This window comes from Halobacillus mangrovi (genome assembly GCF_002097535.1).
Taxonomy (GTDB): Bacteria; Bacillota; Bacilli; order Bacillales; family Halobacillaceae; genus Halobacillus; species Halobacillus mangrovi_A.
Map to the genome: position 1 here is coordinate 1,879,958 of NZ_CP020772.1, position 26,531 is coordinate 1,906,488.

The 26,531-nt window shown below is 39.6% G+C and carries 32 protein-coding genes and 1 pseudogene; 22 read left to right on the plus strand and 11 right to left on the minus strand.

The genetic code is table 11. The features are described from left to right. The first annotated feature begins 7 nt into the window (after window positions 1–7). The 5 genes from udk to HM131_RS09075 all read left to right on the plus strand — a co-directional run bounded on the left by udk (window position 8) and on the right by HM131_RS09075 (window position 3,481). Window positions 8–661, plus strand: coding sequence for a uridine kinase (gene udk, locus HM131_RS09055; RefSeq protein WP_085031895.1), 654 nt, complete (start codon window positions 8–10; stop codon window positions 659–661). A 166-nt stretch (window positions 662–827) separates the two neighbouring features. Further along, window positions 828–1,304 (plus strand): transcription elongation factor GreA, encoded by a 477-nt coding sequence (gene greA / locus HM131_RS09060; protein ID WP_085029454.1) that lies wholly within the window; start codon window positions 828–830, stop codon window positions 1,302–1,304. Window positions 1,305–1,735: 431 nt separating this feature from the next. After that, complete coding sequence (locus HM131_RS09065; protein ID WP_085029455.1) at window positions 1,736–2,401, plus strand: YrrS family protein; 666 nt, start codon at window positions 1,736–1,738, stop codon at window positions 2,399–2,401. A 21-nt stretch (window positions 2,402–2,422) separates the two neighbouring features. Next, window positions 2,423–3,115 (plus strand): 5'-methylthioadenosine/S-adenosylhomocysteine nucleosidase, encoded by a 693-nt coding sequence (mtnN, locus tag HM131_RS09070; RefSeq protein WP_085029456.1) that lies wholly within the window; start codon window positions 2,423–2,425, stop codon window positions 3,113–3,115. A gap of 141 nt (window positions 3,116–3,256) precedes the next feature. Further along, window positions 3,257–3,481, plus strand: coding sequence for a YrhC family protein (locus HM131_RS09075; protein ID WP_085029457.1), 225 nt, complete (start codon window positions 3,257–3,259; stop codon window positions 3,479–3,481). Between the two features lie 44 nt (window positions 3,482–3,525). Here HM131_RS09075 and sigK read toward each other — a convergent pair whose 3' ends face one another. The 8 genes from sigK to sda form a co-directional block, all read right to left on the minus strand. Then, entirely contained in the window at window positions 3,526–4,239 is a 714-nt protein-coding gene (gene sigK / locus HM131_RS09080) for an RNA polymerase sporulation sigma factor SigK (protein ID WP_085029458.1), read from the minus strand. A 142-nt stretch (window positions 4,240–4,381) separates the two neighbouring features. Further along, window positions 4,382–4,765: a monovalent cation/H(+) antiporter subunit G gene (gene mnhG, locus HM131_RS09085; RefSeq protein ID WP_085029459.1), complete on the minus strand. Its 384-nt coding sequence runs from the start codon at window positions 4,763–4,765 to the stop codon at window positions 4,382–4,384. Beyond that, window positions 4,746–5,057: a Na(+)/H(+) antiporter subunit F1 gene (locus HM131_RS09090; protein WP_085029460.1), complete on the minus strand. Its 312-nt coding sequence runs from the start codon at window positions 5,055–5,057 to the stop codon at window positions 4,746–4,748. Before HM131_RS09090 ends, mnhG begins: the two co-directional genes overlap by 20 nt. After that, a complete protein-coding gene (locus HM131_RS09095; RefSeq protein ID WP_085029461.1) occupies window positions 5,057–5,533 on the minus strand; it encodes a Na+/H+ antiporter subunit E in 477 nt (158 codons plus the stop codon). The genes HM131_RS09090 and HM131_RS09095 overlap by 1 nt, the downstream gene beginning before the upstream one ends. 6 nt (window positions 5,534–5,539) lie before the next feature. Next, complete coding sequence (locus HM131_RS09100; RefSeq protein WP_085029462.1) at window positions 5,540–7,024, minus strand: Na+/H+ antiporter subunit D; 1,485 nt, start codon at window positions 7,022–7,024, stop codon at window positions 5,540–5,542. Next, window positions 7,017–7,364, minus strand: coding sequence for a Na(+)/H(+) antiporter subunit C (locus HM131_RS09105; protein WP_085029463.1), 348 nt, complete (start codon window positions 7,362–7,364; stop codon window positions 7,017–7,019). Before HM131_RS09105 ends, HM131_RS09100 begins: the two co-directional genes overlap by 8 nt. Before the next feature lie 3 nt (window positions 7,365–7,367). Next, window positions 7,368–9,701 (minus strand): Na+/H+ antiporter subunit A, encoded by a 2,334-nt coding sequence (locus HM131_RS09110; protein WP_085029464.1) that lies wholly within the window; start codon window positions 9,699–9,701, stop codon window positions 7,368–7,370. Window positions 9,702–9,974: 273 nt separating this feature from the next. Next, complete coding sequence (sda, locus tag HM131_RS09115; protein WP_408607126.1) at window positions 9,975–10,142, minus strand: sporulation histidine kinase inhibitor Sda; 168 nt, start codon at window positions 10,140–10,142, stop codon at window positions 9,975–9,977. 166 nt (window positions 10,143–10,308) lie between these two features. On the opposite strand from sda, the gene HM131_RS09120 reads away from it, so the two are divergent. From HM131_RS09120 to HM131_RS09155, 8 genes are read left to right on the plus strand one after another with little or no spacing between them, the layout of a single operon-like run. Continuing rightward, window positions 10,309–10,989, plus strand: coding sequence for a YqeG family HAD IIIA-type phosphatase (locus HM131_RS09120; protein ID WP_269749133.1), 681 nt, complete (start codon window positions 10,309–10,311; stop codon window positions 10,987–10,989). Continuing rightward, a complete protein-coding gene (gene yqeH / locus HM131_RS09125; protein ID WP_085029465.1) occupies window positions 10,986–12,086 on the plus strand; it encodes a ribosome biogenesis GTPase YqeH in 1,101 nt (366 codons plus the stop codon). Before HM131_RS09120 ends, yqeH begins: the two co-directional genes overlap by 4 nt. An 8-nt stretch (window positions 12,087–12,094) precedes the next feature. Beyond that, window positions 12,095–12,934, plus strand: a complete 840-nt coding sequence (gene aroE, locus HM131_RS09130; RefSeq protein WP_085029466.1) for a shikimate dehydrogenase — start codon at window positions 12,095–12,097, stop codon at window positions 12,932–12,934. Window position 12,935: 1 nt separating this feature from the next. Beyond that, the gene (gene yhbY / locus HM131_RS09135) at window positions 12,936–13,226 is read left to right on the plus strand and encodes a ribosome assembly RNA-binding protein YhbY (protein WP_085029467.1); all 291 of its coding nucleotides are present in this window, start codon (window positions 12,936–12,938) and stop codon (window positions 13,224–13,226) included. Between the two features lie 12 nt (window positions 13,227–13,238). After that, window positions 13,239–13,811 carry a nicotinate-nucleotide adenylyltransferase gene (locus tag HM131_RS09140; RefSeq protein WP_085029468.1) on the plus strand — a complete coding sequence of 191 codons (573 nt, stop codon included), beginning with the start codon at window positions 13,239–13,241 and terminating at the stop codon, window positions 13,809–13,811. Beyond that, on the plus strand, window positions 13,795–14,355 hold the full coding sequence (gene yqeK, locus HM131_RS09145) for a bis(5'-nucleosyl)-tetraphosphatase (symmetrical) YqeK (protein WP_085029469.1): 561 nt from the start codon (window positions 13,795–13,797) through the stop codon (window positions 14,353–14,355). Before HM131_RS09140 ends, yqeK begins: the two co-directional genes overlap by 17 nt. Before the next feature lie 43 nt (window positions 14,356–14,398). After that, window positions 14,399–14,752 (plus strand): ribosome silencing factor, encoded by a 354-nt coding sequence (gene rsfS, locus HM131_RS09150; protein WP_085029470.1) that lies wholly within the window; start codon window positions 14,399–14,401, stop codon window positions 14,750–14,752. Between the two features lie 3 nt (window positions 14,753–14,755). After that, window positions 14,756–15,490, plus strand: a complete 735-nt coding sequence (locus HM131_RS09155) for a class I SAM-dependent DNA methyltransferase (RefSeq protein ID WP_085029471.1) — start codon at window positions 14,756–14,758, stop codon at window positions 15,488–15,490. A gap of 75 nt (window positions 15,491–15,565) precedes the next feature. Here the strand turns inward: HM131_RS09155 and comER are convergent, their stop codons facing one another. Then, complete coding sequence (comER, locus tag HM131_RS09160; protein ID WP_085029472.1) at window positions 15,566–16,375, minus strand: late competence protein ComER; 810 nt, start codon at window positions 16,373–16,375, stop codon at window positions 15,566–15,568. A 79-nt stretch (window positions 16,376–16,454) separates the two neighbouring features. Between comER and HM131_RS09165 the strand changes: the two genes are divergently transcribed. The 4 genes and pseudogenes from HM131_RS09165 (at window position 16,455) to HM131_RS21060 (ending at window position 19,945) form a co-directional block, all read left to right on the plus strand. Continuing rightward, entirely contained in the window at window positions 16,455–17,057 is a 603-nt protein-coding gene (locus tag HM131_RS09165) for a helix-hairpin-helix domain-containing protein (RefSeq protein WP_085029473.1), read from the plus strand. Window positions 17,058–17,119: 62 nt separating this feature from the next. Further along, window positions 17,120–17,686, plus strand: a complete 567-nt coding sequence (locus tag HM131_RS09170; protein WP_085029474.1) for a ComE operon protein 2 — start codon at window positions 17,120–17,122, stop codon at window positions 17,684–17,686. 80 nt (window positions 17,687–17,766) lie between these two features. After that, a pseudogene (locus HM131_RS21055) lies at window positions 17,767–18,174 on the plus strand (ComEC/Rec2 family competence protein); the annotation flags it as partial. Between the two features lie 271 nt (window positions 18,175–18,445). Continuing rightward, window positions 18,446–19,945, plus strand: a complete 1,500-nt coding sequence (locus HM131_RS21060) for a DNA internalization-related competence protein ComEC/Rec2 (protein WP_232324906.1) — start codon at window positions 18,446–18,448, stop codon at window positions 19,943–19,945. 40 nt (window positions 19,946–19,985) lie between these two features. On the opposite strand, the gene HM131_RS09185 is transcribed toward HM131_RS21060, so the two are convergent. Then, on the minus strand, window positions 19,986–20,120 hold the full coding sequence (locus HM131_RS09185; RefSeq protein ID WP_085029477.1) for a YqzM family protein: 135 nt from the start codon (window positions 20,118–20,120) through the stop codon (window positions 19,986–19,988). Between the two features lie 342 nt (window positions 20,121–20,462). Between HM131_RS09185 and holA the strand changes: the two genes are divergently transcribed. Then, window positions 20,463–21,479 carry a DNA polymerase III subunit delta gene (gene holA / locus HM131_RS09190; protein WP_085029478.1) on the plus strand — a complete coding sequence of 339 codons (1,017 nt, stop codon included), beginning with the start codon at window positions 20,463–20,465 and terminating at the stop codon, window positions 21,477–21,479. Window positions 21,480–21,571: 92 nt separating this feature from the next. Here holA and rpsT read toward each other — a convergent pair whose 3' ends face one another. Then, window positions 21,572–21,832 carry a 30S ribosomal protein S20 gene (rpsT, locus tag HM131_RS09195; RefSeq protein ID WP_085029479.1) on the minus strand — a complete coding sequence of 87 codons (261 nt, stop codon included), beginning with the start codon at window positions 21,830–21,832 and terminating at the stop codon, window positions 21,572–21,574. A 160-nt stretch (window positions 21,833–21,992) separates the two neighbouring features. On the opposite strand from rpsT, the gene gpr reads away from it, so the two are divergent. The 4 genes from gpr (at window position 21,993) to lepA (ending at window position 26,528) form a co-directional block, all read left to right on the plus strand. Beyond that, window positions 21,993–23,084 (plus strand): GPR endopeptidase, encoded by a 1,092-nt coding sequence (gpr, locus tag HM131_RS09200; RefSeq protein WP_085029480.1) that lies wholly within the window; start codon window positions 21,993–21,995, stop codon window positions 23,082–23,084. Window positions 23,085–23,173: 89 nt separating this feature from the next. Beyond that, window positions 23,174–24,310, plus strand: a complete 1,137-nt coding sequence (gene spoIIP / locus HM131_RS09205; protein WP_085029481.1) for a stage II sporulation protein P — start codon at window positions 23,174–23,176, stop codon at window positions 24,308–24,310. A gap of 12 nt (window positions 24,311–24,322) precedes the next feature. Next, the gene (locus HM131_RS09210) at window positions 24,323–24,616 is read left to right on the plus strand and encodes a hypothetical protein (protein ID WP_085029482.1); all 294 of its coding nucleotides are present in this window, start codon (window positions 24,323–24,325) and stop codon (window positions 24,614–24,616) included. Window positions 24,617–24,713: 97 nt separating this feature from the next. Then, window positions 24,714–26,528: a translation elongation factor 4 gene (gene lepA, locus HM131_RS09215; RefSeq protein WP_085029483.1), complete on the plus strand. Its 1,815-nt coding sequence runs from the start codon at window positions 24,714–24,716 to the stop codon at window positions 26,526–26,528. Window positions 26,529–26,531: the final 3 nt, after the last annotated feature.

Here is a 26,531-nt window from a genome sequence, read left to right on the forward strand (position 1 = left end):
CAAGAAAATGAAGGATAAACCTGTTGTAATTGGAGTCGCTGGAGGAACGGGATCAGGAAAAACAAGCGTGACCCGATCCATCATTCAACGTTTTGCAGATAAATCAATACTCATGCTCGAACAAGATTATTACTACAAAGATCAGAGTCATCTTCCTTTCGAAGAAAGACTTCAGACAAATTACGATCATCCTTTGGCGTTCGATAATGACCTTTTAATTGAGCACTTGGAACAGTTAATTGATCAGAAGCCAGTGGAAAAACCTACGTATGACTATAAAATACACACCCGGTCAGAAGAGACGATTCATGTAGAACCGAAAGAAGTCATCATTGTTGAGGGCATATTAGTTTTAGAAGACGAGCGCTTAAGAGACTTGATGGACATTAAAGTATTTGTCGATACGGATGCAGACGTCCGCATCATTCGCCGTATGCTGCGTGATATTAATGAACGTGGGCGTACCCTTGACTCTGTAATCGATCAATACATCAATGTCGTCCGACCTATGCACTTGCAGTTTGTCGAACCGACAAAAAGGTATTCAGATATCATTATCCCTGAAGGTGGACAAAACCACGTGGCTATTGATCTAATGGCGACTAAAATACAAACAGTTCTCCAGGAAAAGGGACAGGCAATAAGTAAAGAAAATAGTTGAAATACTGGCAGAAATCTGGCATAGTTTTCACTAGTAGTTCTAAATTATTATGTCCTCGGGTAAAGTATAGTAATTCTTTAATGAGCGTACAGGCCGTACCGCTCATTTCCTATATGTGGGGAATAATCCATTATTGGTGCATTTTTAAAGGAGTGTATAAACGATTATGGCAGAAGAAAAAAGTTACTACATGACAGAAGAAGGAAAACAGAAACTCGAAGAAGAGCTGCATCATTTAAAAACTGAACGACGTAAAGAGGTAGTAGAGCGTATTAAAATTGCACGTGGTTTCGGAGATCTATCCGAGAACTCTGAATACGACGCAGCCAAAGATGAGCAGGCGTTTGTTGAAGCGAGAATCACTCAGGTGGAAAATATGATCCGCAATGCTGTAATCATCGAAAACGATAATGATAACCCTGATACAGTATCTATGGGTAAATCGGTTACGTTCCAGGAGCTCCCTGACGGTGATGAAGAAACGTATAAGATTGTAGGAAGCGCTGAAGCAGATCCGTTTGAAGGTAAAATCTCTAACGACTCTCCTATGGCGCAAAGCTTAATTGGCCACGTAGTTGGAGACCAAGTGAAAGTTGCTACACCAGGCGGAGAGATTGACGTAAAAATCATTACTGTAGAGTAATGATAGGAGTAAAAAGGCAGAGGACGAGTCCTCTGCCTTTTTACTTGGTAATAACTCTTGATACTAAACATAATATGGCTCTCGGCATGTGCTTAAAAAAGCCTCTTTAACCTGAAGAGTCAGTTTCGAGGCTTTTATGTAAGTGATGGTCGACGAGAAAACGACTCGCTTTCTGTGGGCTTGTGTTTAGCTTCCTCTAACTTCGTCTTCTGGGTCACATCTAACATGTCCCCCCCCACAGGAGTCTCGTCGTTTTCCCATCCCCCAATCTTCACTAACGCCCTAAACTCCCACTAACACCCCCATTTCCCGGGGAATAGGGAAGCATAAAGCGTAGAATAATGTCACCTTTTTTTCATTTATAAAAGTATTGGTAGCACGTCTTGAATGATGTATAATATACAACGAGTTTAAAGGAGGAGAGACATCACATGGCTAAAGGAAACAAACCTTATTCCCGTTCTTCTCGCAATGAGAAAAGAATAAAGGGAACTAAGATGCTGACTATGCTGTTGGGAGCAGCAGGTCTTTTAATTGTTGTATATATTTCTGTCATGATTTTTGGTGTTAATAATAATCAAGCAGGTATAGCTCTGGTATCAGATGATAACAAAACTGAAGAAAAAGCAGAGGAAGAGAATTCAAATGAAGGGTCCTCTGATCAAAAACCTCAAGAAGACCTAAAAGTAAATGAGGAAAAGAGTAAAAAAGATAGTAGTGAGGATAACGAGGACAAAAAGAATGAAGAAGAAGGAACAGTAACAGAAAGTGATAAAGAAAATGTAGATCGTGTCATCACTAAAAACTGGGAACCTGTACCTACTGAGCAGGAAACAGATGGGTCTCACAGGATTTTATATCAAGAGGGTACACAAGACTGGAAAGAACTAGAACAGACTGTCAGAAACGCTACAGGGCTTTCAGAAGGCGATATGATTACTTGGCGTATCGAAAACAATAATAGTCCAACAAAGGCTAAAGCTACAGTATCTAATAAAGATAAAACAAAAATTTATCGTGTATATATTGAATGGGTGGACGGTAAGGGATATAAGCCTACTCAAGTCGAAGTGTTGAATTCAAACCCATATAATTAAAGCGAGAGAGGGAGTTTAGTAATGACTATTGGAATCATCGGAGCAATGGATGAAGAAATAGAACTGCTTCAAAGTAAAATGGAACATACAACTCAACAAGAGATCGCAGGGGTCCTATTTATTGAAGGTACGCTTCATGGAAAATCAGTGGTACTCTTGAAGTCAGGGATTGGTAAAGTTAATGCGGCCATGTCCGCAACCATTCTGCACGAGAGATTTAATATTGACTCAGTGATCAACACTGGTTCTGCTGGCGGCTTCGCAAAAGATTTGGAAGTAGGGGATGTAGTCATTTCCAACCTTGTGACTCATCATGATGTGGATGTAACGGCATTTCAATATGAATATGGACAAGTTCCTGGTATGCCTAGCATGTATCCAGCTGATGAAACTTTAATTGAACAAGCAATGGCAGCGGTTGAAAAAACAAATGCAAAAGCAAAAAGAGGTATTATCGCTACAGGGGACTCTTTCATGCATGAACAGTCCCGTGTTGATTTTGTAAGAGGTAAGTTCCCTGAGATGATTGCTGCTGAAATGGAAGCAGCAGCCATTGCACAGGTGTGCTATAAGTACGGTACACCGTTTGTGGTCATCCGCGCACTATCCGATATAGCCGGAAAAGCATCATCTGTCTCTTTTGAAGAGTTCTTGCCGAAAGCTGCAGAAAATGCTGCTGTCATGATTATGACTATGGTCGAATCTCTTAAATAATTCTTCTCCATATTCTGTTATTCCGTTAAGATAAGCGTTTTATCAAGTGGCGATACATGTAAACCTTTCGTTGAAAATAATTACCATCTCCGCACAGTGAATCATGTGTTACAATCATAGTTGTGCAGGAGGTGGACATGTATGCAATCTACCGAATGGATTGAAAATAAAATTAAAGATTATAAACGTTTTATTCTAACTCTATTAATCTTTTCAAGTTATTTATATGCTGGAACTCTAATCAGCATTTATGAATATCAAACAACTTTACACTTTTACCTATACCCACTTATTTTGATTGGACTTGCGACTGCCTTTCTGATGATTCTCAAAGTTAGAAAATGGAGGAACGTCTTGTCGGAGTGAGTCGAAAAGAACCACTACTTCTCTAAGTAAGTAGTGGTTCTTTTTTATATACTTTTTCCTTGCTTACTTTGTTTATAAAACTCATGAAAGATTTTCATAAGCGCTCTTTTCTCTATCCGGGATACATAACTCCTGGAAATGCCTAGTTCTTTTGCAATTTCCCGTTGTGTTTTTTCTTCGGTCTGGTTCAAGCCATAGCGGAAAATAATAACTTCTCTCTCTCGATCATCTAAAATGGTGATAAAGTCTTTGATCTTCTCTAGTTCCATGTGAAGCTGGATTTCTTCTACGATATCAGCTACATCAGCTTGAAGAATATCGAGAAGATTCAGTTCGTTACCTTCTTTATCATGGCCAATAGGGTCCTGGAGGGACACATCCTTGTTTGTTTTCTTTGTGGACCGTAAATGCATTAAGATTTCATTCTCAATACAGCGTGCTGCATAGGTAGCGAGCTTCGTACCTTTTCCTAACGAATAACTTTCAATACCTTTGATCAATCCGATTGTACCGATAGAGATCAAATCTTCAAAGTCTTCCTTTGTGTTTTCAAACTTCTTCACAATATGAGCAACCAGACGTAAGTTATGTTCAATTAACTTATTTCTAGCATCTTGGCTGCCTTCTTGCATCAATTGAAGTTGTTTCGCTTCTTCTTCAGGGGAAAGGGGGTTGGGGAAGGCTTGGTTTTTTACGTAAGACATGAACCATAAGGATTCTTTGAAAAAATACAGGATCGAAGCTATGAGACTGCTCATGGACGCGCACCTCCTCAAGTATTAGGCAAATGCCCACATCTCATACTTATGTAGAAAAATGGAGTCCTGTGCTTGTTCAAGAAGAAAAAAGCTTATAGAAATAAAAAAAGCATGGCTCCTTGAAAGGAACCATGCTTATTGTCTATTGAGACTGATTTTGTTTTTCTTCGGCTTTTAGCGCAGTGGCGTAGTCGTCTTTTACACTTTTATCCCACAGCGGAACACCGCTTCGATAAGCAGCTCGTGAAATCATATGTCCTGAAACAGGAGCCGTCAGCAGGACGAATAGAATTCCAAGCAGTAATTTCCCGCTTACGATATTGTGCTCCATATAGAGGAAAAGAAAGGCACCAATCATGATCCCTGCTACACCTAATGTGGAACTCTTAGTAGCGGCGTGTAACCTTGCATACACATCAGGAAAACGAAGAATTCCGATTGATCCGGACAGGATAAAAAAGGTTCCGCCTAAAAGGGAAATGCAGATTATGATATCGAACAATAAATTAATCCATGTCCCGCTCAATGATAACACCCTTTTCTAAGAATTTCGCCAACGCAACCGTTCCAATGAATAACAAAATACCAATAAGCAGAATTACGTCATTGAACTTTGTAGTGACTAGCAGAATGGCGATCAATCCTGCTAAAGCCATCAGGTTGATTCCTATGATATCCAAAGCGACAGCACGATCAGGGTTTGTTGGTCCTTTTATTGCCCTGTATAACAAAATAAGTACAGAGACAGAGACGCCGATAATCGAAATCAAGGAAGAGTACTCAATCAGTGACTGGGTGATATCTAACATGTGTTCCATTATCGTGTCACCTCCATGATCGCTTTTTCAAATGTTTCTTTAATATCATTAATCGATTGTTCTACGTCAGGAATGTCCATCGCGTGAATATAGATTTTCGTATGATCTTCACTTACAGCGATGGATAATGTTCCTGGAGTCAGCGTAATTAAGTTTGCAAGTAAAGTAATCTCGAAATTACTTTTCAAATCGATGGGTAGGGCGAATATTCCTGGCTGAATATCAAGTTTTGGCTTATAAACGAGCTTCACGATATCCAAATTGGAAAGCACGAGTTCACGAATGAACAAAAGAATTAATTTAATAAACTTCCAAACGCGTTTCATGTAGAAAGAATCTGGAATAAAACGCTGCAAAATAAACAAGAGTCCGATTCCTAATAAGTAACCTACAAAGAACGTTGAAAAAGCATAGCTCTCGCTAAGGAACATCCACATGACGGCAATAATAATGTTAATAACAATTTGTAATGGCATCAGCTTCTACTCCTTTAGCACAGAATCAATATAAATTTCCGGGTTCATCAAATACTCTGCAATGGACTGTATGGATGGATAAAACCACTCAGCACCCATTCCAAGCAGAATGGATAAGGATAAGAGTCCGGCAACGGGCCAAGCCATCCTATTGCCTTTCCGTTTTCGTTCAGGATAGGAGAGTTCTGTTTTTTCTCCCCAGAACCCACGGATAAAGATCCGGATCATTGAGAACAAGATAAGCAAGCTCGATACAAGTGCTACTATTACAATGATAATCTCTTCTTGAGCAAGACTTCCGCGAAGGAGCAGCAGTTTGCCGATAAAACCGCTGAATGGTGGTATTCCTGCCAACACAAGGCTTGCCACGAAGAATAGCCAACCTAACACCGGATAGTGGTGGATAAGACCACCCATTTTTCTTAAATCGGATGTTCCAGCAACGTAAACAATGGCACCGATCAGTAAGAACAGTACTCCTTTAATGATCATATCGTGGACAAGATAATAAATTGTACCACTGATCGAAACTTCGGAGAATAAGCCGATTCCCATCAGCATGAATCCAACAGCAGGAATGATGTTATAAGCGATGACCAGCTTCACATTATTGGTGGACAGTGCTCCAATTACTCCGAAGAGCATAGTTAACCCAGCTAGGTAAATGAACAACGTGTGTGTCAGCTCGACGTCCTGATTAAAGATCAAAGTAAAAGTTCGAAGGATTGAATAAATCCCGACTTTAGTTAATAAAGCACCGAATAAAGCGGATACGACCGGATTCGGTGAGATATACGGTCTCGGCAGCCAATAATAAAGTGGAAAGACCGCAGCTTTCGTAGCAAAGACGAAAAAGAACATAATAGCGATGGTCGTTAATACACCTCTTTGCTCAACTTCCTGAACCCGTTCAGCTATCTGAGCCATGTTTACCGTTCCTACAACGGAATACAGGAACGAAATGGTCGTAACAAAGAGCATGGAAGAAAAGAGGTTGATTAAGACGTATTTTAATGACTCTCTCAGCTGTGCTTTACCGTTTCCTAACACGATTAGGCCGTATGAAGCCATGAGCAGAACTTCAAAGAAGACAAAGAGGTTAAACAAGTCTCCTGTAAGGAATGCGCCACTTACACCAGCAATCAGCATTAGGAAGAATGTGTAGAAATAGAAGCTTTCCTGTTGCTCAGAGAGTGATTTTGGTGCGAAAAAAACACAAGCGACCGCTACAATGTTCGTTGTAAGAACTAAAGTCATGGATAGCATATCGCCTACAAGAATAATACCATACGGGGCAGCCCAGTCGCCGGTCTCAAGAACAAGGGAACCCTGGTTTTTAACTTGCAGGAAGATCCATATAACTAATAGAAGATGAGCGACCGTAAAAATTTGGGATCCAATCCGGACTAGTGTTCTTTTTTTGTGTATGAAAGCCGCTAGAATACCAGCTAGCAGCGGTAATATAATAGGTAGTGCTGCTAAATTACTCATAATCTGTACCTCTCAATTGCTCCATATTATCTGTTCCATTAATCTGCGCTGCTCGGTATGCCAACACTAGTAATAAACTTGTTACACCGAAGCTTATGACAATTGAAGTCAAAATCAAAGCCTGTGGAAGCGGATCTGTATAACTTTCTACCCCTTCAGTTAATATAGGGGGAGCCCCGCTTTCCCCGGTTTCAAGCTCACCCATAGTTAGGATGAACAAGTGAGCACCGTGAGAAATAAGGCCCGTCCCAATGATAATACGCAGCATTTGCTTCTGAAGGAGGTTATAGATTCCTGTAGTAAATAGGATTCCTGCAAGAATCGCCATGATTAATTCCATTGGTTAATCCTCCTCCTTTCGATTGCGTAACCTTATAAGTCCAAATATCGCCATAGCTGCGATTCCAAGCACTACGATCTCGAATAAGGTATCCAATCCACGGAAGTCAACTAGGATAACGTTGACTACGTTGTCTCCTCCTCCAAGAGAGTGGGATTTTTCAATGAAATAGCTTGATATAGAATCAAACCATTTACTGCTGTGAGAAGAAATCGCAACCATTGTCATCAGGGCTCCGAACCCTATAGAAATGACAAGGTTTAACGTACGAGTACTTGCCGTTTCATGTTTTTTCCTTAACTTTGGCAAATGATAGAAAACGAGCAAGAACAAGGCTACTGTTACTGTCTCTATAATCAGCTGTGTCAGGGCCAAGTCTGGTGCTCTGAACAATACGAATAACATAGAGAGTCCATAGCCTACTACACCTAAGATCAAAATTGCGGTAATTCGATTATTCGTAATAATGGTTCCGACAGCAGCGATAACCATCATAATAGCTACAAACACGGCGGGAAGAGAGACACGGGATAAATGATCGGTATCGACCGAGAATCCACCAGTAATGGCCATAAAGGCAAAAGTAACCACAATGATTGCTGCCAGTATGAGACGGACATATCGACTAAGAGATCCGTTCATGTATCCCTTCGTAACTTTCTCAGAAAAAACTTCTAATCGGTCAACAGTACCATCGTAAAATTTATTCATACTCATAACGCCTGGAACGAAGTTATAGACAGGCTGCCAGATCTTTCTGGACAGCGCCAATATCGTACCGAAAACAAGAACAGCTAAAGACATAATCAATGGAGTAGTAATGCCATGCCAGAATTTAATATGCTTTTCAATTTCTACGCCTTTTACTGCCGAAGCAGCATGAGCGATGAACGGCTCGTTAACTAAGTGTGGAAATAAACCGATGATTACTACGCCAATAACTAAAATCATTGGGGAAACAAGCATACCAATGGGTGCTTCATGCGGCTTTTTAGGTAATTGGTCAATCTTAGTCGTTCCACGGAATGTACCGAAGAAAAAGTACATGGAATAAACAAAAGTGAAAATGCTTCCAAAGACAGCTAGATATGGAAGTATCGTTCTTAATAATCCAATAAATCCTTCTTTCGTCACTTCAAGGTGTATGGCAGCATCGAAAAATAGTTCTTTACTATAGAACCCGTTCAAAAATGGTAGAGGCACACCAGCCATAGAGAAGGATGCAAACACAGCTAACGTAGCTGTAATGGGTAAAAATGTCATCAATCCTCCAAGCTTTCGAATGTCCCTAGTACCTACTTCATGGTCAACAATTCCTGCGACCATAAACAGACTTCCTTTAAATGTTGCGTGGTTTAAAATATGAAATACAGCAGCAAATACGGCTACTTTTGTTCCAAACCCCAGCATGGCCATAATCATACCCAGCTGACTGATCGTTGAAAAGGCGAGAATGGCTTTTAAGTCAGTCTGCCTTACTGCCATATAAGATCCCCAGCACAATGTGATAATCCCCATAGTCGATACTATAATGAAGAACCAATCATTAGATGAGAGCATCGGAGAATAGCGAGCCACTAGATATATGCCGGCTTTAACCATTGTAGCCGAGTGTAAATAAGCACTTACAGGAGTAGGAGCTTCCATTGCATCTGGAAGCCAGATATGAAAAGGGAACTGAGCAGATTTCGTAAATGCTCCTAAAAGTAATAAACACAAGATAAGTGGGAAGAAATCACTATTTAAAATAAGCTGCTGCTGATCAATCATTTCCTGAATGCTGGTTGTGTTCGTCAAAACAGTCATAAACACTAGTGCACCAAGAAGGCTTAAGCCACCGAAGACGGTGATCAGCATCGATTTTAGGGCTCCATACCGTGATTCTTTTTTATAATTCCAATATCCGATTAGCAAGAATGAGGATAAGGAAGTAAACTCCCAAAAGGTGTATAGGACAAAGACGTTATCCGATAGGACGACACCCAACATGGATCCCATGAAGATCAGTAAATATACATAAAAATGTCCCAGTTGCTCCGATTTATGTAAGTAGAAAATCGAATAAAAGGCAACTAGGGCACCAATCCCGCTGATTAATAAAACAAATAATAAGCTGAGACCATCTAGATAGAAGAGGATATTCATATCCAATGAAGGTATCCAAGTGTACTCTCTTGAAACAGGTTCAAACCCATGCCCTAAATAACGAGCAAAATAAATAAACACAATCACAGGGACGATTGTGACAAAGTATCCTGTGTGAATCGTATGTTTCCACTTACTTAAAAATGGAATGATCATCGCAATGATGAAAGGCAATAATACAGCCACCAACATGTGGTTTTTCCTCCCTCGACAAAAAGTTTCATTTATCTATATTAAAGTTGTTCAATATTGTCTATAGAATCAATTGTAATCAAAAAAAGGACTAACATTCAACTGTATTACATGAACGAAGATGCTGAAGAGGTACAATTTAGTGTTCCCTATTAAATAAGAAGAGACACAACAAAAAACAAATTTAAAAAGATAAAAAAAACTCGCTTTAAATTCTTCAGCGAGTTTCGTTTCTGTATATTCATGTAAGATATTGTTTAGATTTGTTAAAATTCATCCTACTTGTGTGACAAAATCATTGATTAAATGCTGGATGGACCTCTTTCTGATTTCTTCTCTAATCTGATTGACAAACTCCTCAGAAAGATTGAGTTCAATAGCTTTGTGGTAAGATTGTATTAACAGGGAATCAGATAATTGTTTCATACCTCTGTCACTCATGTGACAGCCACCTCCTGTTGTTTCATAGCTTTATCGAAATTGTATTCTAACCTTACCATGACCCGGAACTCCCTACAATATGCTAGTTATCTACAAGGAAATGTAGATAACTTTATGGATAAAATATTCGAATAAGGTATAACAAAGGAAAAACTGTGTGGACTTTGTGTATAAAGTTATCCACAACCTGTTGCTGTCAGTAATTGTCGAACGATTTTCGTTCTATCTGCCATTTCAAAAGAAGATTTTGAAACATGAAGTATTTTTGTATATGATAAGTAAGGAGATTTTGCCGGTATATACGGATGGAGTGAACCAAATGTTAAATAATTTCTTACCAAATGAACATGTACCGAGCGTGTTTGACATAGATCCTGAAGAGTTGAAAGAAAAAGGTGTCAAAGGTGTTATCACGGATCTTGATAATACATTGGTTGCCTGGGATGTCAGAGATGCTACGGACGAAATTAAAAAATGGTTTCAAAAGATGGAGAGTCATGGAATCCAGGTGACGATTGCATCCAATAATAAGGAAACACGTGTGAAGCTGTTTTCTGAGCCTCTGGATACAAGGTTTATCTACAGCGCAAGAAAGCCTTTATCCAAAGCTTTTAAAAAAGCTCAAAAACAAATGGGATTAGCAAAAGACGAAGTAGTGGTTGTAGGAGATCAGCTTTTAACCGATGTATTAGGAGGAAACTTAGCTGGCTTCCATACTATTCTTGTTGTCCCCATTGTAGAAACGGATGGCTTTTTTACTCGAATTAACAGAAAAGTTGAACGTAGAATCTTAAACTGGATGAGGAAAAAAGGAAAAATCACCTGGGAGAGGAGACACCATTCATGAGTGATATACAGTGTCAAGGATGCGGAGCCACTATACAAACAATAAATCCTGAGCAGCCGGGTTATGCACCCGCATCAGCATTAGAGAGAGAAGAAGTCATTTGTAAAAGGTGTTTTCGTTTAAAGCATTATAACGAAGTTCAGGATGTACCTTACCAGGATGATGACTTTTTGGAAATGCTTAATCAAATTAGTAACAATGAAGGGTTAGTCGTTCAATTAGTAGATATCTTTGATTTTAATGGAAGCTTTATTCCCGGTTTAAAAAGGTTGACAGGCAACAATCCAGTACTCCTAGTAGGAAATAAAATGGATGTACTTCCGAAGTCAGTGAATCAAGGAAAAGTAAAGCTGTGGCTGAAAAAGTCTGCGAAAGATTTAGGGTTAAAAGTAGAGGATGTACACCTGATTTCAGCTGAAAAAAATCAGGGTGTTGAAAAACTTTCAAAAGCAATTGATGAGATGAGAACTGGACGAGATGTTTATATCGTAGGTACAACAAATGTAGGTAAGTCGACGTTTATCAATACGCTAATTGCTAATACTTCCGGTGTGAAAGAAGCAATTACGACTTCCTATTTCCCTGGAACCACCCTGGGCTTTATCGATATACCTTTAGATGAAGCAAGTTCTCTTTATGACACTCCTGGAGTCATCCATCGGCACCAGATGGCCCATTACGTTTCAGATCAAGATTTAAAGGTTATTACCCCTCGAAAAGAGATTAAACCAAAGGTTTATCAATTGAATCCTGAGCAGACTTTATACTTTGGTGGACTAGCAAGATTAGATTTTAATATTGGAGACCGCAGTTCATTTATCTGTTATTTCTCTAATGAATTAAACATTCATCGCACGAAGCTAGAAAAAGCGGATGAATTGTACAGTAATCACTTAGGTGAACTTCTAACTCCTCCTGATAAAGAAACAATCGAAAAATTGCCACCTCTTAAAGAGCATACCTTTAAGATCAAAGGCGAGAAAATGGATATTGTGTTTTCTGGTTTAGGATGGGTCACTGTCCCTGAGGGAAACATAACAGTGACCGCTCATGTTCCGGAAGGGGTAAAAGTGTCCTTACGTGAATCTTTAATATAGGAGGGTCAATATTGTTGAAGCTTGGACTGATCGGCCATCCTGTCGGCCACTCAATGTCACCATGGATCCACGGTAAATTACTGGATCAGCAAAACCTACAAGGCAGTTACGAACTATTTGACTTAGAACCAGAGGAATTCGATCAACAGATTCAGTCACCTGAAATAAAAAAACTGGACGGATTTAACGTAACAGTACCATTTAAGGAAAAAATCATCCCTTATTTGGCGGGGCTTGATGAAACTGCCAAAGAGATGGGGGCTGTGAATACAGTTAAGAATACATCCGAAGGTTGGATTGGTTATAACACGGATGGAACAGGTTTTGCCGATTCATTGACGAATGATTATCCAGATAGCCTAAAAGGTAACACCCGCATTCTTTTATTAGGAAGCGGAGGGGCTTCGAGAGGGATTTTCCATGCCCTTGCGAAAAAAGAAGTGGCTGCAATCGATATTGCCAATCGTACAACCCAGCGTGCAATAGATATTATTCAAGAAGGGTCGCAGAAGATAAAGTCTACTGTGTTGACTTTAGATGAAGCTTCAGAGCATCTTTCCAAATATGATGTGGTCATCCAAACAACGACTGTAGGAATGAGTCCAAACGACGATCAGTTGATTATCCCTGTCGATCACTTGACAAAAGGGACCATTGTAAGTGATATTGTTTACCGGCCAATGAAAACGAGGTTTTTGCAAGAAGCTAAAAAGCGGGGCGCACGTCTTCACTTCGGTCATCAAATGCTTCTGCAGCAAGCTGTATACTCATTTAAAATATGGACCGAAACGGAACCCGACGCATCCGCCTTGCTAGAAGAGTTCGAAAAGAAACTGAAAGGGGTATAGAATGTTAACAAGTAAGCAAAAAAAGCATTTACGTGCTGAATCCCACCATATACAGCCGATATTTCAAGTTGGGAAAGCAGGCGTAAATGAAAATATGACAAAACAAATTAACGAAGCTCTTGAAAAGCGTGAGCTAATTAAAGTGAGCGTGTTGCAGAATTGTTTTGAAGATAACAGACAAGTTGCCGAAGAAATTGTAGAGGCGACGAATGCAAATATCGTTCAAGTTATTGGAAATACAATAATCCTTTATAAAGAATCAATAGACAATAAACAAATAGAATTGCCTTAAAGGAGACCTGCTATGAAACGGATCGGAATTCTAGGGGGTACATTTGATCCGCCTCACCATGGGCATCTAATTATGGCAGAATATGCTCGTAACGATTTAGATTTGGATGAAGTGTGGTTCATCCCTTCTCATGTTCCTCCACACAAGCAAGGGGCAAAGGTGGCAGGAGAAGATCGTTTGAGGATGGTTCAAAAAGCTGTAGAATCGAATCCTTATTTCCAGGCTAGCGATGTGGAGCTGACAAGGAAAGGCACCTCCTATACGGTAGATACGATGAAATACTTAAAGGATCAGTTTCCCGAAAATGAATTTTATTTTATTATCGGCGGGGATATGGTTGAACATCTTCCTCAGTGGCATAAAATCGATGAATTACAAAATCTCGTCCAATTTGTAGGTGTTAAACGCTCAGGTTATAGGTGGAATCCTGAAATACCTGTACACTTCGTGGAAATTCCACTGATAGAAATTTCATCGTCAAATATCAGAGAACGGCTTTTTTCTGGAAATAGCGTACGGTATTTAGTGCCGGATTCCGTTTATCATTTCATAAAGGAGCATAAGCTATATGGAGCTGAATCGTGACAAAGCCTTAGAATTTGTAAAACCCTATTTGAAACAGAAGAGGTATGAACATACCATTCGGGTTACGGATCAAGCAGTGGAGCTTGCTGAAAGGTTCGGAGCAGATGTATGGAAAACGGAAATAGCCGCAGCTTTACACGATTATGCTAAGTACAAGCCTTTAGATGAGATGAAGCGTTGGATCTTGGAGGATCGGCGCTTACCTAAAGATTTATTGGATTATCATCATGAATTGTGGCATGGTCCAGTAGGAGCTTTAATGCTTGAAAGGGAAATTGGATTGGATGATAAAGAAGTGAAATCGGCTATTCAGTGTCATACTACTGGTAAGAAACACATGACTGTTTTAGATAAGGTAGTGTTTTTAGCAGACTACATTGAACCAGGAAGGGATTTTCCAGGTGTTGAGGTAGCCAGGGATAAGTCAAAAGAAAGTCTTGACGATGCGTGTGCCACGGCATTGAAGAATACGATTCATTTTTTAGTAGATAAAGAACGAACAGTTTATCCGGACACGTTCCATGCATTCAATGATTTAATATAATATCATTAAGACAGATAAAAAGGATGAATAAGGGAGGAAGACTATGGAAAGTAAAGATTTAGTTACTTTGGCAGCGCAAGCCTGTGATGAGAAAAGAGCGGGTGATATCGTTGTTTTAGATATGTCTGATGTGTCACTTATTGCTGATTATTTTCTAATTTGCGAAGGTTCGAATGAACGTCAAGTCCAAGCTATTGCACGTGAATTAAAAAATCAGGCAGAAGAAAATGGCATTGAAATTAAAAGAATGGAGGGTTTTGAACAGGCACGCTGGATCCTTGTTGATTTAAATGACGTGGTCTGCCATATTTTCCACAAAGATGAACGCCATTATTACAACCTCGAAAGACTATGGGGAGACGCATCAACCATCGCTGTTGAAGGCATTGAAGGCTAATCGATGAGTTATCATCAAATGGCCCAAGTGTACGACCGTCTTATGGTGGATGCTCCGTACGATAATTGGGTAAAGTTCACGAAAAATATGATCGATGAGTTTCATCCTCAGGTGAAAACAATCCTGGATGTAGGATGCGGTACAGGCGAGATTACACACAGATTAGATGGAGTAAAGTTCAGGCTTACTGGAGTGGATTTATCAGAAGAGATGCTGGCAATGGCACAGCAAAAAAATCCTCGTTCCAAAATCCAATGGCTCCATCAGGATATGACTCAATTAGAGGGAATAGATCATTACGATTGTGTGATTAGCTATTGCGACGTTCTCAATTATCTTACAGATGAGAATAGTGTTAGGAACGCTTTCACCTCGATATATGACGCGTTGAATCCTAGAGGGTTATTCTTGTTTGATGTGCATTCTATAGATCATATTCACGAAGATCTGTATGGTTCCACTTTTGCGGAAGTATATGATGAACTTTCTTATGTATGGTTCTGTGATCCGGGTGAAACTGATAACAGCGTGGTTCATGACCTGACTTTTTTCGTTCAAGACGGTGAGAAATATATACGGTTTGACGAAAGGCACGATCAAAAAGGGTATCCAACTAAAGACCTGCAACATTGGCTGGAAGAAGCAGGATTTAAGATTAAACGGGTTTGTGCTGATTTTGATGAGAAACCTTCAACTGTAGGTGACCGCTTGTTTTTCGTTTGTGAAAAAGCATTATAGAAAAGGAGTCGGATTCCCGGCTCCTTTTTTAATTGTTTTTGCAGGATTATTTGGATTTATGTCGAATTATTTATTTCAAAGCTCGATACTCTTCTTGTCATCTTTATGTTTCCTTTGTGTAGCTTTAAACATTTCAAAAAACAATTCACCTAAATGGTCTTCCATCGCTTGCAACCCTTCACCTGTTACTCCGCCTTTTACCGTCACCTTTTCCATTAACTCCTCTAAAGTAAAAATTCTTTTAGATAACAACTCACCTAATCCGATCATCATATTCTCTGTCAGTTCAGTTGCTTGTTCTTCACTTATCCCTGCAACGTGTTGAGCAGCAGTTATCCAATTGCTTAATAAATAACTGATAAACGCTGGACCACATGAGACGATATCAGAAGCTACACGAATATGTTCTTCTTCAACTTCCACGGGCGTTGATATGGCTTTAAATGTTTCAAGCAGAAGTTCTTTCCGTTCCTTTTTCATTCTTGATCCGAACGTAAATAGGCTCACTCCTGCATGAGCGTGATTCGTTATAGAAGGAACAATTCTGGCCACTTGGCAAGGGGTGTGGTTCTCTAATTCATTAACAGATATTGGACTAGTTATGGAAATTAGACATTGTTCTTCTGTGAAATCGCTCTTTAACTCTTCAAGGATTGTTTTATAATGATGTGGCTTCACACAAATGAATAGGATATCGCAGTTTTTTTGTATTTCTTTTAGTGAAGCTGCTACATGAATGGCTGGAAATTGTTCTTTTAGTTTGAGGGCTTTTTCTGAAGAGCGATTATAGAGTATCATATCGTCAGGTTCCAAAGCTTTACTGCTCAATAAGGACGAGGTTAACATACTCCCCATATTCCCTGTACCGATGATTCCCCATTTCATAGGCTATCCCTCCTCTAAATTGCTTACCTAACTATCTTTATTCCATTAAATTAAAAATATGAAAGAAGGTCTGGCTTTCATGAACAAAGTAATAAGGCGTTATGGATTTATTGTATTGATTATCATTATCTTGGTGGTGATATGGTCTTTAAGACCATCAAGCTCTGGAATTGAAATGAATCATGAAGCTGCTAGCCCAAAAATAGGAAAAAGTAATGAAAAACCTCATATATCTGAATCATCTGGTGAGACTGGAATAAAAGTTGACGTAAAAGGCGAGGTGAGCGAACCAGGAGTTTACGAAGTAAAAAGTGATATGAGAGTGGATGATGTTATTCAACTGGCAGGGGGAATGACAGACAAAGCAGATCCTTCAAGTGTAAATTTAGCGCAAAAGCTGATTGATGAGATGGTCATTCATGTGTATTCATCAGAATTAGTATTATCAGATGGAGCTTCAGAAAAGTCTCAAAGTCCCAATCCAAATGGTCAAGTCGTTTTAAATCAGGCTACTGTTGAAGAGATACAAACATTAAACGGCATAGGACCCTCTAAAGCTGAAGCTATCATTCAATATAGGCAGGAAAACGGGCCTTTTCAGACAGTAGACGACCTGTTAAAGGTATCTGGAATTGGAGAGAAAACAATTGAAACTATCAAGGAAGATATCAGGGTTCCTTGACCGTTTGACGGAGGAACAAAGGAAAGGGTAAACTGAATGAAAAATGAACAGGGGGATACATAATGGAGCGCATCTCATGGAATCAATATTTTATGTCCCAAAGTTATTTACTAAAATCACGAAGTACATGTCAAAGGCTCGCAGTTGGAGCAGTCATTGTCAGGGATAAAAGGATGATTGCAGGAGGCTACAACGGAAGTGTCTCAGGTGGTGTTCACTGCATTGATGAAGGGTGTTATGTCGTGGATGGTCATTGTGTGAGGACCATACATGCGGAAATGAACGCATTGTTACAATGTGCGAAATTCGGTGTAGCTACGGATGAGGCTGAAATCTACGTGACACATTTTCCTTGTGTCCATTGTACAAAAGCAATCATTCAGGCTGGGATTAAAGCTGTATATTATAGTGAAGATTACAAAAACGATCCATATGCTATTGAATTGCTCCAGCAAGCAGGAGTAAGAACGAAAAAAGTTCCGGTTGAAACGGAGCCTATGCATTTTGAACAGCGACAGCTTATAGATGAAATGATCGAGAAGCTGAAAACTTTAGGCGAACCAGAGGTTGAAAAGTACGAAAAGAAAGCGCGGGATCTTTTTGAGTATCCTCATAAACAAAAAACGTGAAAGGAGTATGGCACTTTCCCGTCATCGCATTTGTGATTGGCGGGGTTCTTTCACGATTACCTACCGTACCTTTTTATTTAATGTGTTTTCTTTTCCTCATTTGGTTATATCTTTTAAAAAATCAATGGATGATTATCTTCCTCTTAACTTTTTTTATGACCTTCGGTTTTTTCTACCTATCTCCTGCTTCCATCCCTCAAATAACTTCAACTGGCGGACCAATATCTCTCACGATTACTTCAGAAGTGGAACAGACTTCACAGACAATACAGATGGTCGGTAAATTAAATTCCTCTACTATCAATGAGAAAGTCCTCTTAATTTTATATAAAAATGCTGAAGAGAAGGGTCAACTGATTCCTCTAACTTGGAAGCACGGGGCTGATTGTAAAGTTGTTGGTGAACGAGTTCCGATTGAAAGTGCAAGAAATCCAGGTCAATTTGATTATCGAGAGTATATGGCTGCCAAGAAAATTTATTCACAGCTGGAATTGAAAAATCAGTCCTCTATCGATTGTGAAGGGAGATCGTGGCTTAGTCATGGATATGACTTAAGGGCATTAATTTTAAACTCCGTCAAGGAAACTGTGGACCCTATAGCCTTTAAGTGGATGGCTGCTTTACTATTTGGTGAAAAGCAGTATTTAGATGAAGGTATCGTGACCTTTTTTCAGGACTTTAATTTGTCGCACCTTCTTGCTATTTCTGGATGTTGGTTTGACTGTAACAGCGTTGTACTTCCTTCTTTATCGATCGGGCATGGCGACGAAAGAGGGAGCAAAAGTTCTTATCATACTATTTCTTCCTCCATATGCTCTTCTTGCCGGAGCCGCTCCATCCGTACTGAGAGCCACCCTTATGGCGGGGCTTGTTATGCTGTCAACTTTCTCAAAATGGAAAGTACCCTTAACAGACATTCTTTCCCTGGTGGCTTTATCATTACTTATCCTGTCCCCTAGTTACCTGGATCACTTGGGATTTCAATTTTCGTTTTTAGTAACCATGAGTTTAATTTTATCCTTCCCCTTGTTGAAACAAACAGAAAACCCCCTTGCGATGTCAGCCTTAATTAGCTTTGTAAGTCAGACTTCGATTCTTCCTCTGCAGTTGTATTACTTTTTTGAATTCAATCCGCTTTCTCTTTTTGCTAATCTTCTCCTAGTCCCTTATTTTTCTTTCTTCGTTATTCCCTTCTTGATGATGTTGCTTCTTTGTTCATTCATTCTTCCTCAGATCTCTTTACTTTTGTCTCAAACTTTATTCCCTCCTCATACTAACTTTTTGTCTTTTCTGGAAACGCATAGCAATTTGTTTGATATTCAGTGGGTGGTTGGTGAGATCAATAGGTCTTTTATCATCGTTTGCCTTGTCCTATTTATCATTATGATGAGGTTATGGATTAAACAAAAACTTGTTTTTGCTTTTGCTGCTGGAGTAGCAAGTGTAGGAGTTCTGATGGTCTACAGTATTCTTCCGTATTTTTCTCCCTATGGAAGAGTGACGATGCTTGATGTTGGTCAAGGGGATTCATTTGTAGTTGAACTTCCATACAGAAGAGGAGTAATCATGATCGATGCAGCTGGACCACCTGTATTTACTGGAGATGAATCAAAGACTGCAGAGCAAATTATTTTACCTTATTTGAAGTCGCGTGGAATTTTTAAGCTTGATGCTATTATTATCACTCATGAGGATACGGATCATAGCGGAAGTGTACAAACACTGGCTAACGAAATGAAAGTAGGCAATCTCGTTGTTAGCCTGTATTATCCAAAGATAGAGACTGTTGAGAATGTGGTACGAATAAAAGCAGGTGAGCATCTTGTTATTGGGGGGCAGGATTTTAACCTTTTACATCCTTCGGAAGATACTGGGGATGCGAATGACAACTCGATTGTACTAACCGCTACTTTAGGTGGACTTGAGTGGATATTTACTGGAGATGCTTCGGCAGAGATCGAAAAGTTATTAATAAAAGTGGGAAGTAATGTAAACGCGGATGTTTTAAAGGTTGGTCACCATGGAAGCAATACCTCTACTTCAGAGGAATGGGTCAAGCATGTTTCACCTTCTGTCGCTTTAATTTCTGCAGGTTTGGATAATCGTTATGGGCACCCTCATGAAGAAGTGGTGGAAAGGTTATCCGCTCAAGGTGTTGTATTATTTTCAACCCCTGATTATGGTGCTGTTCAATATGATTTCTCTTCGCAAAGAGGAACATTTTCCAGCTTCCTACCGTATAATGCGAGCAGAGAATAAAAAAAGACTGCTGATGCAGTCTCTTCACTTTTGTATTCAATTATTGTCCGATTACTGAGAATACAACTCCGATAAAGAAAATGACGAAAAAGAAAACAAAGGAAAATACAAAACCTAAACCAGAGTCGATAACGTCATTAGTTTTGGACTGGATATCCTTCCTGAATTCGTTCATTGTGACCCCTCCTATATCAATTATTAAGTATAAGCTAAATTAGTGTAAAAATCTACATGGAACTAGAAGGAAAAAAATTTTCTCTTGGTTCATACGTTTTGCCACTGCTAGCAAGACTTGTCACAGATAATTATTTCATATGAGGTCAAACTACATTCAAGAGGAACAACATCGTCCTCTTCAGAAGTACCCGGGACTTCTGGAATGGCGTTTATATAGATGGTTTATGCGGCGACTGTGATCACTTTTTTGACAGATATGTCATTGCACAATAAAATAGTGACACTGACCACTTAAGTGGGTCGCCGTATTTATTTTTTGTGAGAGAGGATTATGGATAAAATGGGAAATCCAAAACAATCACACGTATTTTTATTATATGGAGAAGAATCTTATTTAATCCAGGAGAATAAAAATAAAATCATTGAAAAGACATTAAAGAAAGAGGATCGAGAATTTAATATTTCTCAATATGATTTAGAAGAGACACCAATTGAAGATGCCATTACAGACGCAGAAACCTTCCCTTTTTTGGGAGATGGAAAGGTTGTCATCGCTTATCACCCTGTTTTTTTAAAAGCAAAGCCGGACAAGCTAGCTTTTGAACATGATACAGATGCATTTCTTGAATACATAGAAAATCCTGCTGATTATACAGTTCTTATTGTCATTGCCCCATATGAAAAACTGGATGAAAGAAAAAAAATATTTAAATCCTTAAAAAAGAATGCAGAGATTATATCCTGTCAGCCAGTCAAGGAATGGGATATGGATAAATGGGTGCAGACATTAGCGAGTGAGTTGAATATTACTATTCCTGAAGAGATTCATGAGCTTTTTGCACAAGAGGTTGGTACGAACTTGATGACATTAAGAAAAGAAATGGAGAAACTAGCTTTAAATGTAGGCGAAGGCGGAGTAGTGACAAAAGAATTAGCTGAACAGCTACTTTCTCATAGCGCAGAAGCTTCTGGATTAAAGCTTGTAGACGCTGTAATGGAAAAGAACCTTGCAAGAGCCATTCAGATATATAAAGATCTCGAGAAATTGAGTGAAGAGCCGATTGCGCTTACAGCTCTGCTCGCTTCTCAATTTCGAATTATCAGTCAAGCGAAGGTCTTGAAGCAGAAAGGGTACGCCCAAAATCAAATGCGAGCCTATATTAAGGCTCACCCTTATGTCATAAAAATGGCCTTAAAAAGGGAACGGTATTTCACTTCTGAGGAATTAGACAGAATTATGGAAGAGCTTGCTGAAACAGATTATATTTTAAAACAAGGGAAAATGGAAAAATCCTTAGCATTTGAAATGCTTCTCTATCGATTAATTCACATTAAACAACAGAAAATTTCTATTTAGTAAAGAAGCCATCCAGATAGACTGGATGGCTTCTTTTAAGTAAAAACGACCCATTCTAATGGATCGTCTGTTGGTCATAATTAACGAAGAAATTATAATGCGTTTACTTGTTTAGTAAGACGTGATTTTGTACGGTTACCGTTGTTTTTGTGAAGGGCTCCGCGTTGAACAGCTTTGTCAACTTTCTTAACAGCTGTTTGAAGAGCTTCTTTAGCTCCTTCAGCGTCGTTGCTATTTACAAGTTTCTCTACACGTTTAACCGCTGTACGCATGTCAGATTTGAAAGCTGCATTAAGAGCGCGAGCATCCTCGTTTACACGTACACGTTTTTTCGCTGATTTAATGTTAGGCATGGTTTCACCTCCTAGGTAAAAACAAAAGACTCATTCATATCGAACAAGAGACATTTTACCAGAGCGGATAGGTGTTTTCAATAGTTATCTCATTCATGCTCTGTATTTTGCATACTTTATTCAAGAATGGGAGAAGATGGGCATAAGGAAGGTGAATGAAATGAACGATTTATTCGACTATACAATACGCACAGATCTAGCTTTAGAAGCTCAAGAAATGAATGTCAAAAACGACCCTTCGTCTTCTGACTCTGACGGGGTTGAAGTAGAAGAGAACGAGAAAAACGATATTAAAATCACCTATGTCACTGTAGACGAAGCAGGTGCGGAGCGAATCGGCAAAAAAGCAGGGCACTATATTACTCTCGAATCACAGGCCATTCGCAAGCAGGATACAGAGCTTCAGGCCAACCTGGCTAAAACTCTTTCCGGGCAGCTGCGTAAATTGCTTCTTGATACAGGAGTGAATGAAGAAGCTCGTGGGTTGATTGTTGGTCTGGGAAATCACAACGTTACACCTGATGCTTTGGGTCCTTTGGTTACCGAAAAAGTTCTTGTAACAAGTCACTTATTCGAATTGCATCCTGAGACCGTTGCAGATGGATATCGTCCGGTATCAGCTGTCACACCTGGTGTAATGGGAGTAACTGGAATTGAAACAAGTGACATGGTGCATGGGATCATTGAAGAAATCAAGCCTGATTTTGTAGTGGTTATCGATGCCCTTGCTTCTCGGTCGATCAGCCGAATCAATGCCACTATCCAGCTATCCGATACCGGTATCCATCCTGGGTCAGGTGTCGGGAACAAGCGTAAAGAGATCAGCAAAGAAACTTACGGAATTCCGGTTATTTCCATAGGTGTTCCTACTGTTGTCGATGCCGTGACCATCACAAGTGATACGATTGATTATGTGCTCAAACATTTTGGAAGGGAATGGAAAGAAAAAGACCGTCCTTCTAATGCTCTATCACCTGCTATCAATCCATTTGAGAGAAAAACGCTGACAGAAGAAGATCATCCATCGGAAGAACAGAGTAAGGCTGTCCTCGGTATGTTTGGTCAGCTGCAGGAAGCTGAAAAGAAACAGCTTATTAAAGAAGTACTTACCCCATTGGGGCACAACCTAATGGTAACGCCAAAAGAAGTGGACGGGTTTATTAAGGATATGGCTCATGTAATAGCGACAGGAATCAATGGGGCACTTCATCCCGGCGTCGAAGATGGAGAAGCTCAATCCTATTCAAGATAAGTAAATAAAATACTATAGAGTTGTTCTATTAAAATTCTCTCACTCATACGATTTACTAGATAGAGTTCGTATGAGGAGAGGATTTTTTAATGCCTAAGTATCAAAAATGGAAAGGTAAGCGCTCCAATCCTTTTAAGCTTTGGTCCAAATGGTTAGGTTTAACCGCAGTTATTTTACTTTTGCTGTTTATAGGCATTGGCATACTGACTGGCGCAAAAACCACCTACAGAATATATTCAGATACGATTCAAGAATGGACGACAAAATTGAAAGGAAGCTCGTTCATTTATTTATTTGAAATGGAAAACAGGCTTTTTGCGGATGCTCATCCTGAGGGAAATCAACTGCCTAGTTTTACTTCTTTATCATTCCAGTTATTGACAAGCCTGACACCGAATGACCCAAGAAGTCTATTAGGCAGAGAGATTCCGGGGCTTTATTCTTATAACAGTCAAATTATCATTGCCGGTAAAGGAACTGATTTCTCGAATCTTCCAATAGAGTCGGAGCCACCTTTAGATGTGGAGAACAAGGGAGAAAAAGGAGAAGTGCAAGAAAAACAAAAACAGCCTAGCGACAATACATTGGAAGACAAAGTATTTATTTATCAGACCCACAACACCGAATCCTTTTACCCTCATCTTCCGGACAAGTCTACGGCCTACGATGGAAAAGTAAATATCTCATTAGTAGGTGAAAGACTGGCTCAAAGCCTTGAGGAAAAAGGAATTGGAGCTACTGTGGACCAAACAGATGTAGCCAGTATTCTAAAGGAAAATGGTATGAAACATTATCAATCGTATGAAGCGATGAGACCTGTAGTGAAGGAAGCAATGACTCAAAATAAATCATTGACTTATTTCTTTGATTTGCATAGAGACAGTTTACCGAAAGATAAAACAACGATTACTATTAATGGGAAAGATTATGGCCGGACTATATTCGTTATTGGAGCAGAAAATGAAAATTATGAAGAAAACCTTAAGTTCGCCTCAGAGATGCACAAAAGACTTGAAGAAAAATATCCAGGTTTAAGCAGGGGAGTCATTACGAAGAAAGGGTCTGGTGTGGATGGGGTGTATAACCAGGATATAAGCTCTAATGCAATCCTGATAGAATTCGGAGGGGTCTATAACCATTTGGATGAATTGTACCGATCAGCAGATGTCATGGCAGAAGTGTTCAGTGACTATTATTTTGAAGATGAAAAAGTTTCAGCGGACTAAGGAGGAATGGTTATGCTGAAATGGCTGATTGCGTTGATTATTGGGGGGGCGCTATTCATTTTGGGTGCTTTCTATGGCATCGATAAAAATAACGAAAAATTAGAGGAGATCACCCCAACTGTCAAGGTACAAGAAAAAGAAAAAGAAAAAGCCCCATCATCTGCAGACGATTGCAGACCAGTAACAGAGACAACAGACTATCCTTGGATTGTAGAGATTGCTGGAGGAATTGGAGAAGGCGTAGCTGCAACCTTCAACGGCGTTCTGTTAGTTTTATCAGAGATCATTCACTCAGATGCGGCTTAAAATCTTCTCCTGCTTTGCTCTAAACATTGAATAATCATGCTTCTATTGCTATAATCAGGCTAGCTATCTGTGCCGAAATTAGTAGGAGTGATTTAAGTTGACTAGTCAAAATAAACAAGAAAGGGTACGTAACTTTTCGATTATTGCCCATATTGACCATGGGAAATCGACACTAGCTGATCGTATTCTTGAAAAAACGAAAGCTTTGACCCAAAGGGAAATGAAAGAACAATTCCTCGATGCAATGGATCTAGAACGTGAGCGGGGAATTACAATAAAACTGAACGCTGTACAATTAAGCTATCATGCTAATAATGGTGAAGATTATACTTTTCACTTGATTGACACCCCTGGACACGTCGATTTTACATATGAGGTGTCTCGGAGCCTGGCTGCCTGTGAAGGAGCTATATTAGTTGTAGATGCTGCACAGGGAATCGAAGCTCAAACTCTTGCCAATGTCTATTTGGCATTGGAAAACGATCTCGAAATTATTCCAGTCATAAATAAAATTGACCTTCCTGGTGCCGATCCAGAACGAATTAAACAAGAAATAGAAGATGTGATAGGGATCGATGCCTCTGATGCGATTTTAGCATCTGCTAAGGAAGGAGTCGGAATTGATGAGATTTTAGAGCGGATTGTGACAGATATTCCTGCACCAGTGGGTGATGTTAAGGATCCGACCAAAGCGTTGATTTTCGATTCGCTTTACGATTCCTACCGAGGTGTTATTGCATACACTTGTGTAAGAGAAGGTTCGATCAAAGTCGGAGATAAGATCAAAATGATGGCAACAGGCAAAGAATTTGAAGTGAATGAAGTTGGCGTATTCAGACCCACACCAACGCCTTTGAAAGAACTCACAGTCGGAGATGTAGGTTATTTGACAGCTTCTATTAAAAATATAGGAGACAGCCGGGTCGGAGATACGATCACCCTTGCCAACAACCCAGCTGCAGAACCTCTGCCTGGTTATAAGAAACTGAACCCGATGGTGTTCTGTGGAATGTATCCGGTTGATGCAAATAAATACAATGATTTAAGAGATGCTTTAGAGCGTCTTGAATTAAATGATTCTTCCTTGCAATTTGAAGCGGAGACTTCCCAAGCGTTAGGATTTGGGTTCCGTTGCGGATTCCTTGGAATGCTTCATATGGAGATCATACAGGAGCGTATTGAGAGAGAATACAAAATTGATTTGATTACAACAGCACCTAGTGTAATTTATAAGGTGAAGATGACAGACGGGACGGAAACCAACGTTGATAATCCGTCGATGATGCCCGACAACCAAAAGCTTGAAGAAGTACAGGAACCATTCGTAAAGGCTACCATTATGGTCCCTAATGAATATGTAGGGCCAGTGATGGAAATTTGCCAGCGGAAACGTGGAAACTTTATGGATATGCAGTACATGGATGATAACCGGGTGAATGTAGTGTATGAGATTCCTTTATCAGAGATTGTCTACGACTTCTTTGACTCTCTGAAGTCACAGACCAAAGGATATGCATCATTTGATTACGAGCTCATCGGTTACAGGACTTCCAACCTTGTAAAAATGGATATTCTTCTAAACGGAGATACCATCGATGCGTTATCATTCATTGTTCACCGTGATTTCGCCTATGAGCGAGGGAAACTGATTGCCGAGAAACTAAAAGAGCTGATTCCAAGGCAGCAGTTTGAAGTTCCTGTTCAGGCAGCTATCGGTAACAAAATTGTAGCCCGCAGTACCATCAAAGCGATGCGTAAAAATGTTCTTTCCAAATGTTACGGAGGAGACATTTCGCGTAAGCGTAAACTTCTAGAGAAACAAAAAGAAGGTAAGAAACGTATGAAGATGGTAGGCTCTGTAGAGGTGCCTCAGGAAGCCTTCATGTCAGTGCTTGACTTGAGCGAAGATTAATCA

Excerpts from the sequence above, each read along its gene's own strand:
- udk (WP_085031895.1), top strand. The coding sequence starts at position 8 with ATGAAGGATAAACCTGTTGTAATTGGAGTCGCTGGAGGAACGGGATCA.
- greA (WP_085029454.1), top strand. The coding sequence starts at position 828 with ATGGCAGAAGAAAAAAGTTACTACATGACAGAAGAAGGAAAACAGAAA.
- HM131_RS09065 (WP_085029455.1), top strand. The coding sequence starts at position 1,736 with ATGGCTAAAGGAAACAAACCTTATTCCCGTTCTTCTCGCAATGAGAAA.
- mtnN (WP_085029456.1), top strand. The coding sequence starts at position 2,423 with ATGACTATTGGAATCATCGGAGCAATGGATGAAGAAATAGAACTGCTT.
- HM131_RS09075 (WP_085029457.1), top strand. The coding sequence starts at position 3,257 with ATGCAATCTACCGAATGGATTGAAAATAAAATTAAAGATTATAAACGT.
- sigK (WP_085029458.1), bottom strand. The coding sequence starts at position 4,239 with ATGAGCAGTCTCATAGCTTCGATCCTGTATTTTTTCAAAGAATCCTTA.
- HM131_RS09090 (WP_085029460.1), bottom strand. The coding sequence starts at position 5,057 with ATGGAACACATGTTAGATATCACCCAGTCACTGATTGAGTACTCTTCC.
- HM131_RS09095 (WP_085029461.1), bottom strand. The coding sequence starts at position 5,533 with ATGCCATTACAAATTGTTATTAACATTATTATTGCCGTCATGTGGATG.
- HM131_RS09100 (WP_085029462.1), bottom strand. The coding sequence starts at position 7,024 with ATGAGTAATTTAGCAGCACTACCTATTATATTACCGCTGCTAGCTGGT.
- HM131_RS09105 (WP_085029463.1), bottom strand. The coding sequence starts at position 7,364 with ATGGAATTAATCATGGCGATTCTTGCAGGAATCCTATTTACTACAGGA.
- HM131_RS09110 (WP_085029464.1), bottom strand. The coding sequence starts at position 9,701 with ATGTTGGTGGCTGTATTATTGCCTTTCATCATTGCGATGATCATTCCA.
- sda (WP_408607126.1), bottom strand. The coding sequence starts at position 10,142 with ATGAGTGACAGAGGTATGAAACAATTATCTGATTCCCTGTTAATACAA.
- yqeH (WP_085029465.1), top strand. The coding sequence starts at position 10,986 with ATGAGTGATATACAGTGTCAAGGATGCGGAGCCACTATACAAACAATA.
- yhbY (WP_085029467.1), top strand. The coding sequence starts at position 12,936 with ATGTTAACAAGTAAGCAAAAAAAGCATTTACGTGCTGAATCCCACCAT.
- HM131_RS09140 (WP_085029468.1), top strand. The coding sequence starts at position 13,239 with ATGAAACGGATCGGAATTCTAGGGGGTACATTTGATCCGCCTCACCAT.
- yqeK (WP_085029469.1), top strand. The coding sequence starts at position 13,795 with ATGGAGCTGAATCGTGACAAAGCCTTAGAATTTGTAAAACCCTATTTG.
- rsfS (WP_085029470.1), top strand. The coding sequence starts at position 14,399 with ATGGAAAGTAAAGATTTAGTTACTTTGGCAGCGCAAGCCTGTGATGAG.
- HM131_RS09155 (WP_085029471.1), top strand. The coding sequence starts at position 14,756 with ATGAGTTATCATCAAATGGCCCAAGTGTACGACCGTCTTATGGTGGAT.
- comER (WP_085029472.1), bottom strand. The coding sequence starts at position 16,375 with ATGAAATGGGGAATCATCGGTACAGGGAATATGGGGAGTATGTTAACC.
- HM131_RS09165 (WP_085029473.1), top strand. The coding sequence starts at position 16,455 with ATGAACAAAGTAATAAGGCGTTATGGATTTATTGTATTGATTATCATT.
- HM131_RS09170 (WP_085029474.1), top strand. The coding sequence starts at position 17,120 with ATGGAGCGCATCTCATGGAATCAATATTTTATGTCCCAAAGTTATTTA.
- HM131_RS21060 (WP_232324906.1), top strand. The coding sequence starts at position 18,446 with ATGGCGACGAAAGAGGGAGCAAAAGTTCTTATCATACTATTTCTTCCT.
- HM131_RS09185 (WP_085029477.1), bottom strand. The coding sequence starts at position 20,120 with ATGAACGAATTCAGGAAGGATATCCAGTCCAAAACTAATGACGTTATC.
- holA (WP_085029478.1), top strand. The coding sequence starts at position 20,463 with ATGGGAAATCCAAAACAATCACACGTATTTTTATTATATGGAGAAGAA.
- rpsT (WP_085029479.1), bottom strand. The coding sequence starts at position 21,832 with ATGCCTAACATTAAATCAGCGAAAAAACGTGTACGTGTAAACGAGGAT.
- gpr (WP_085029480.1), top strand. The coding sequence starts at position 21,993 with ATGAACGATTTATTCGACTATACAATACGCACAGATCTAGCTTTAGAA.
- spoIIP (WP_085029481.1), top strand. The coding sequence starts at position 23,174 with ATGCCTAAGTATCAAAAATGGAAAGGTAAGCGCTCCAATCCTTTTAAG.
- HM131_RS09210 (WP_085029482.1), top strand. The coding sequence starts at position 24,323 with ATGCTGAAATGGCTGATTGCGTTGATTATTGGGGGGGCGCTATTCATT.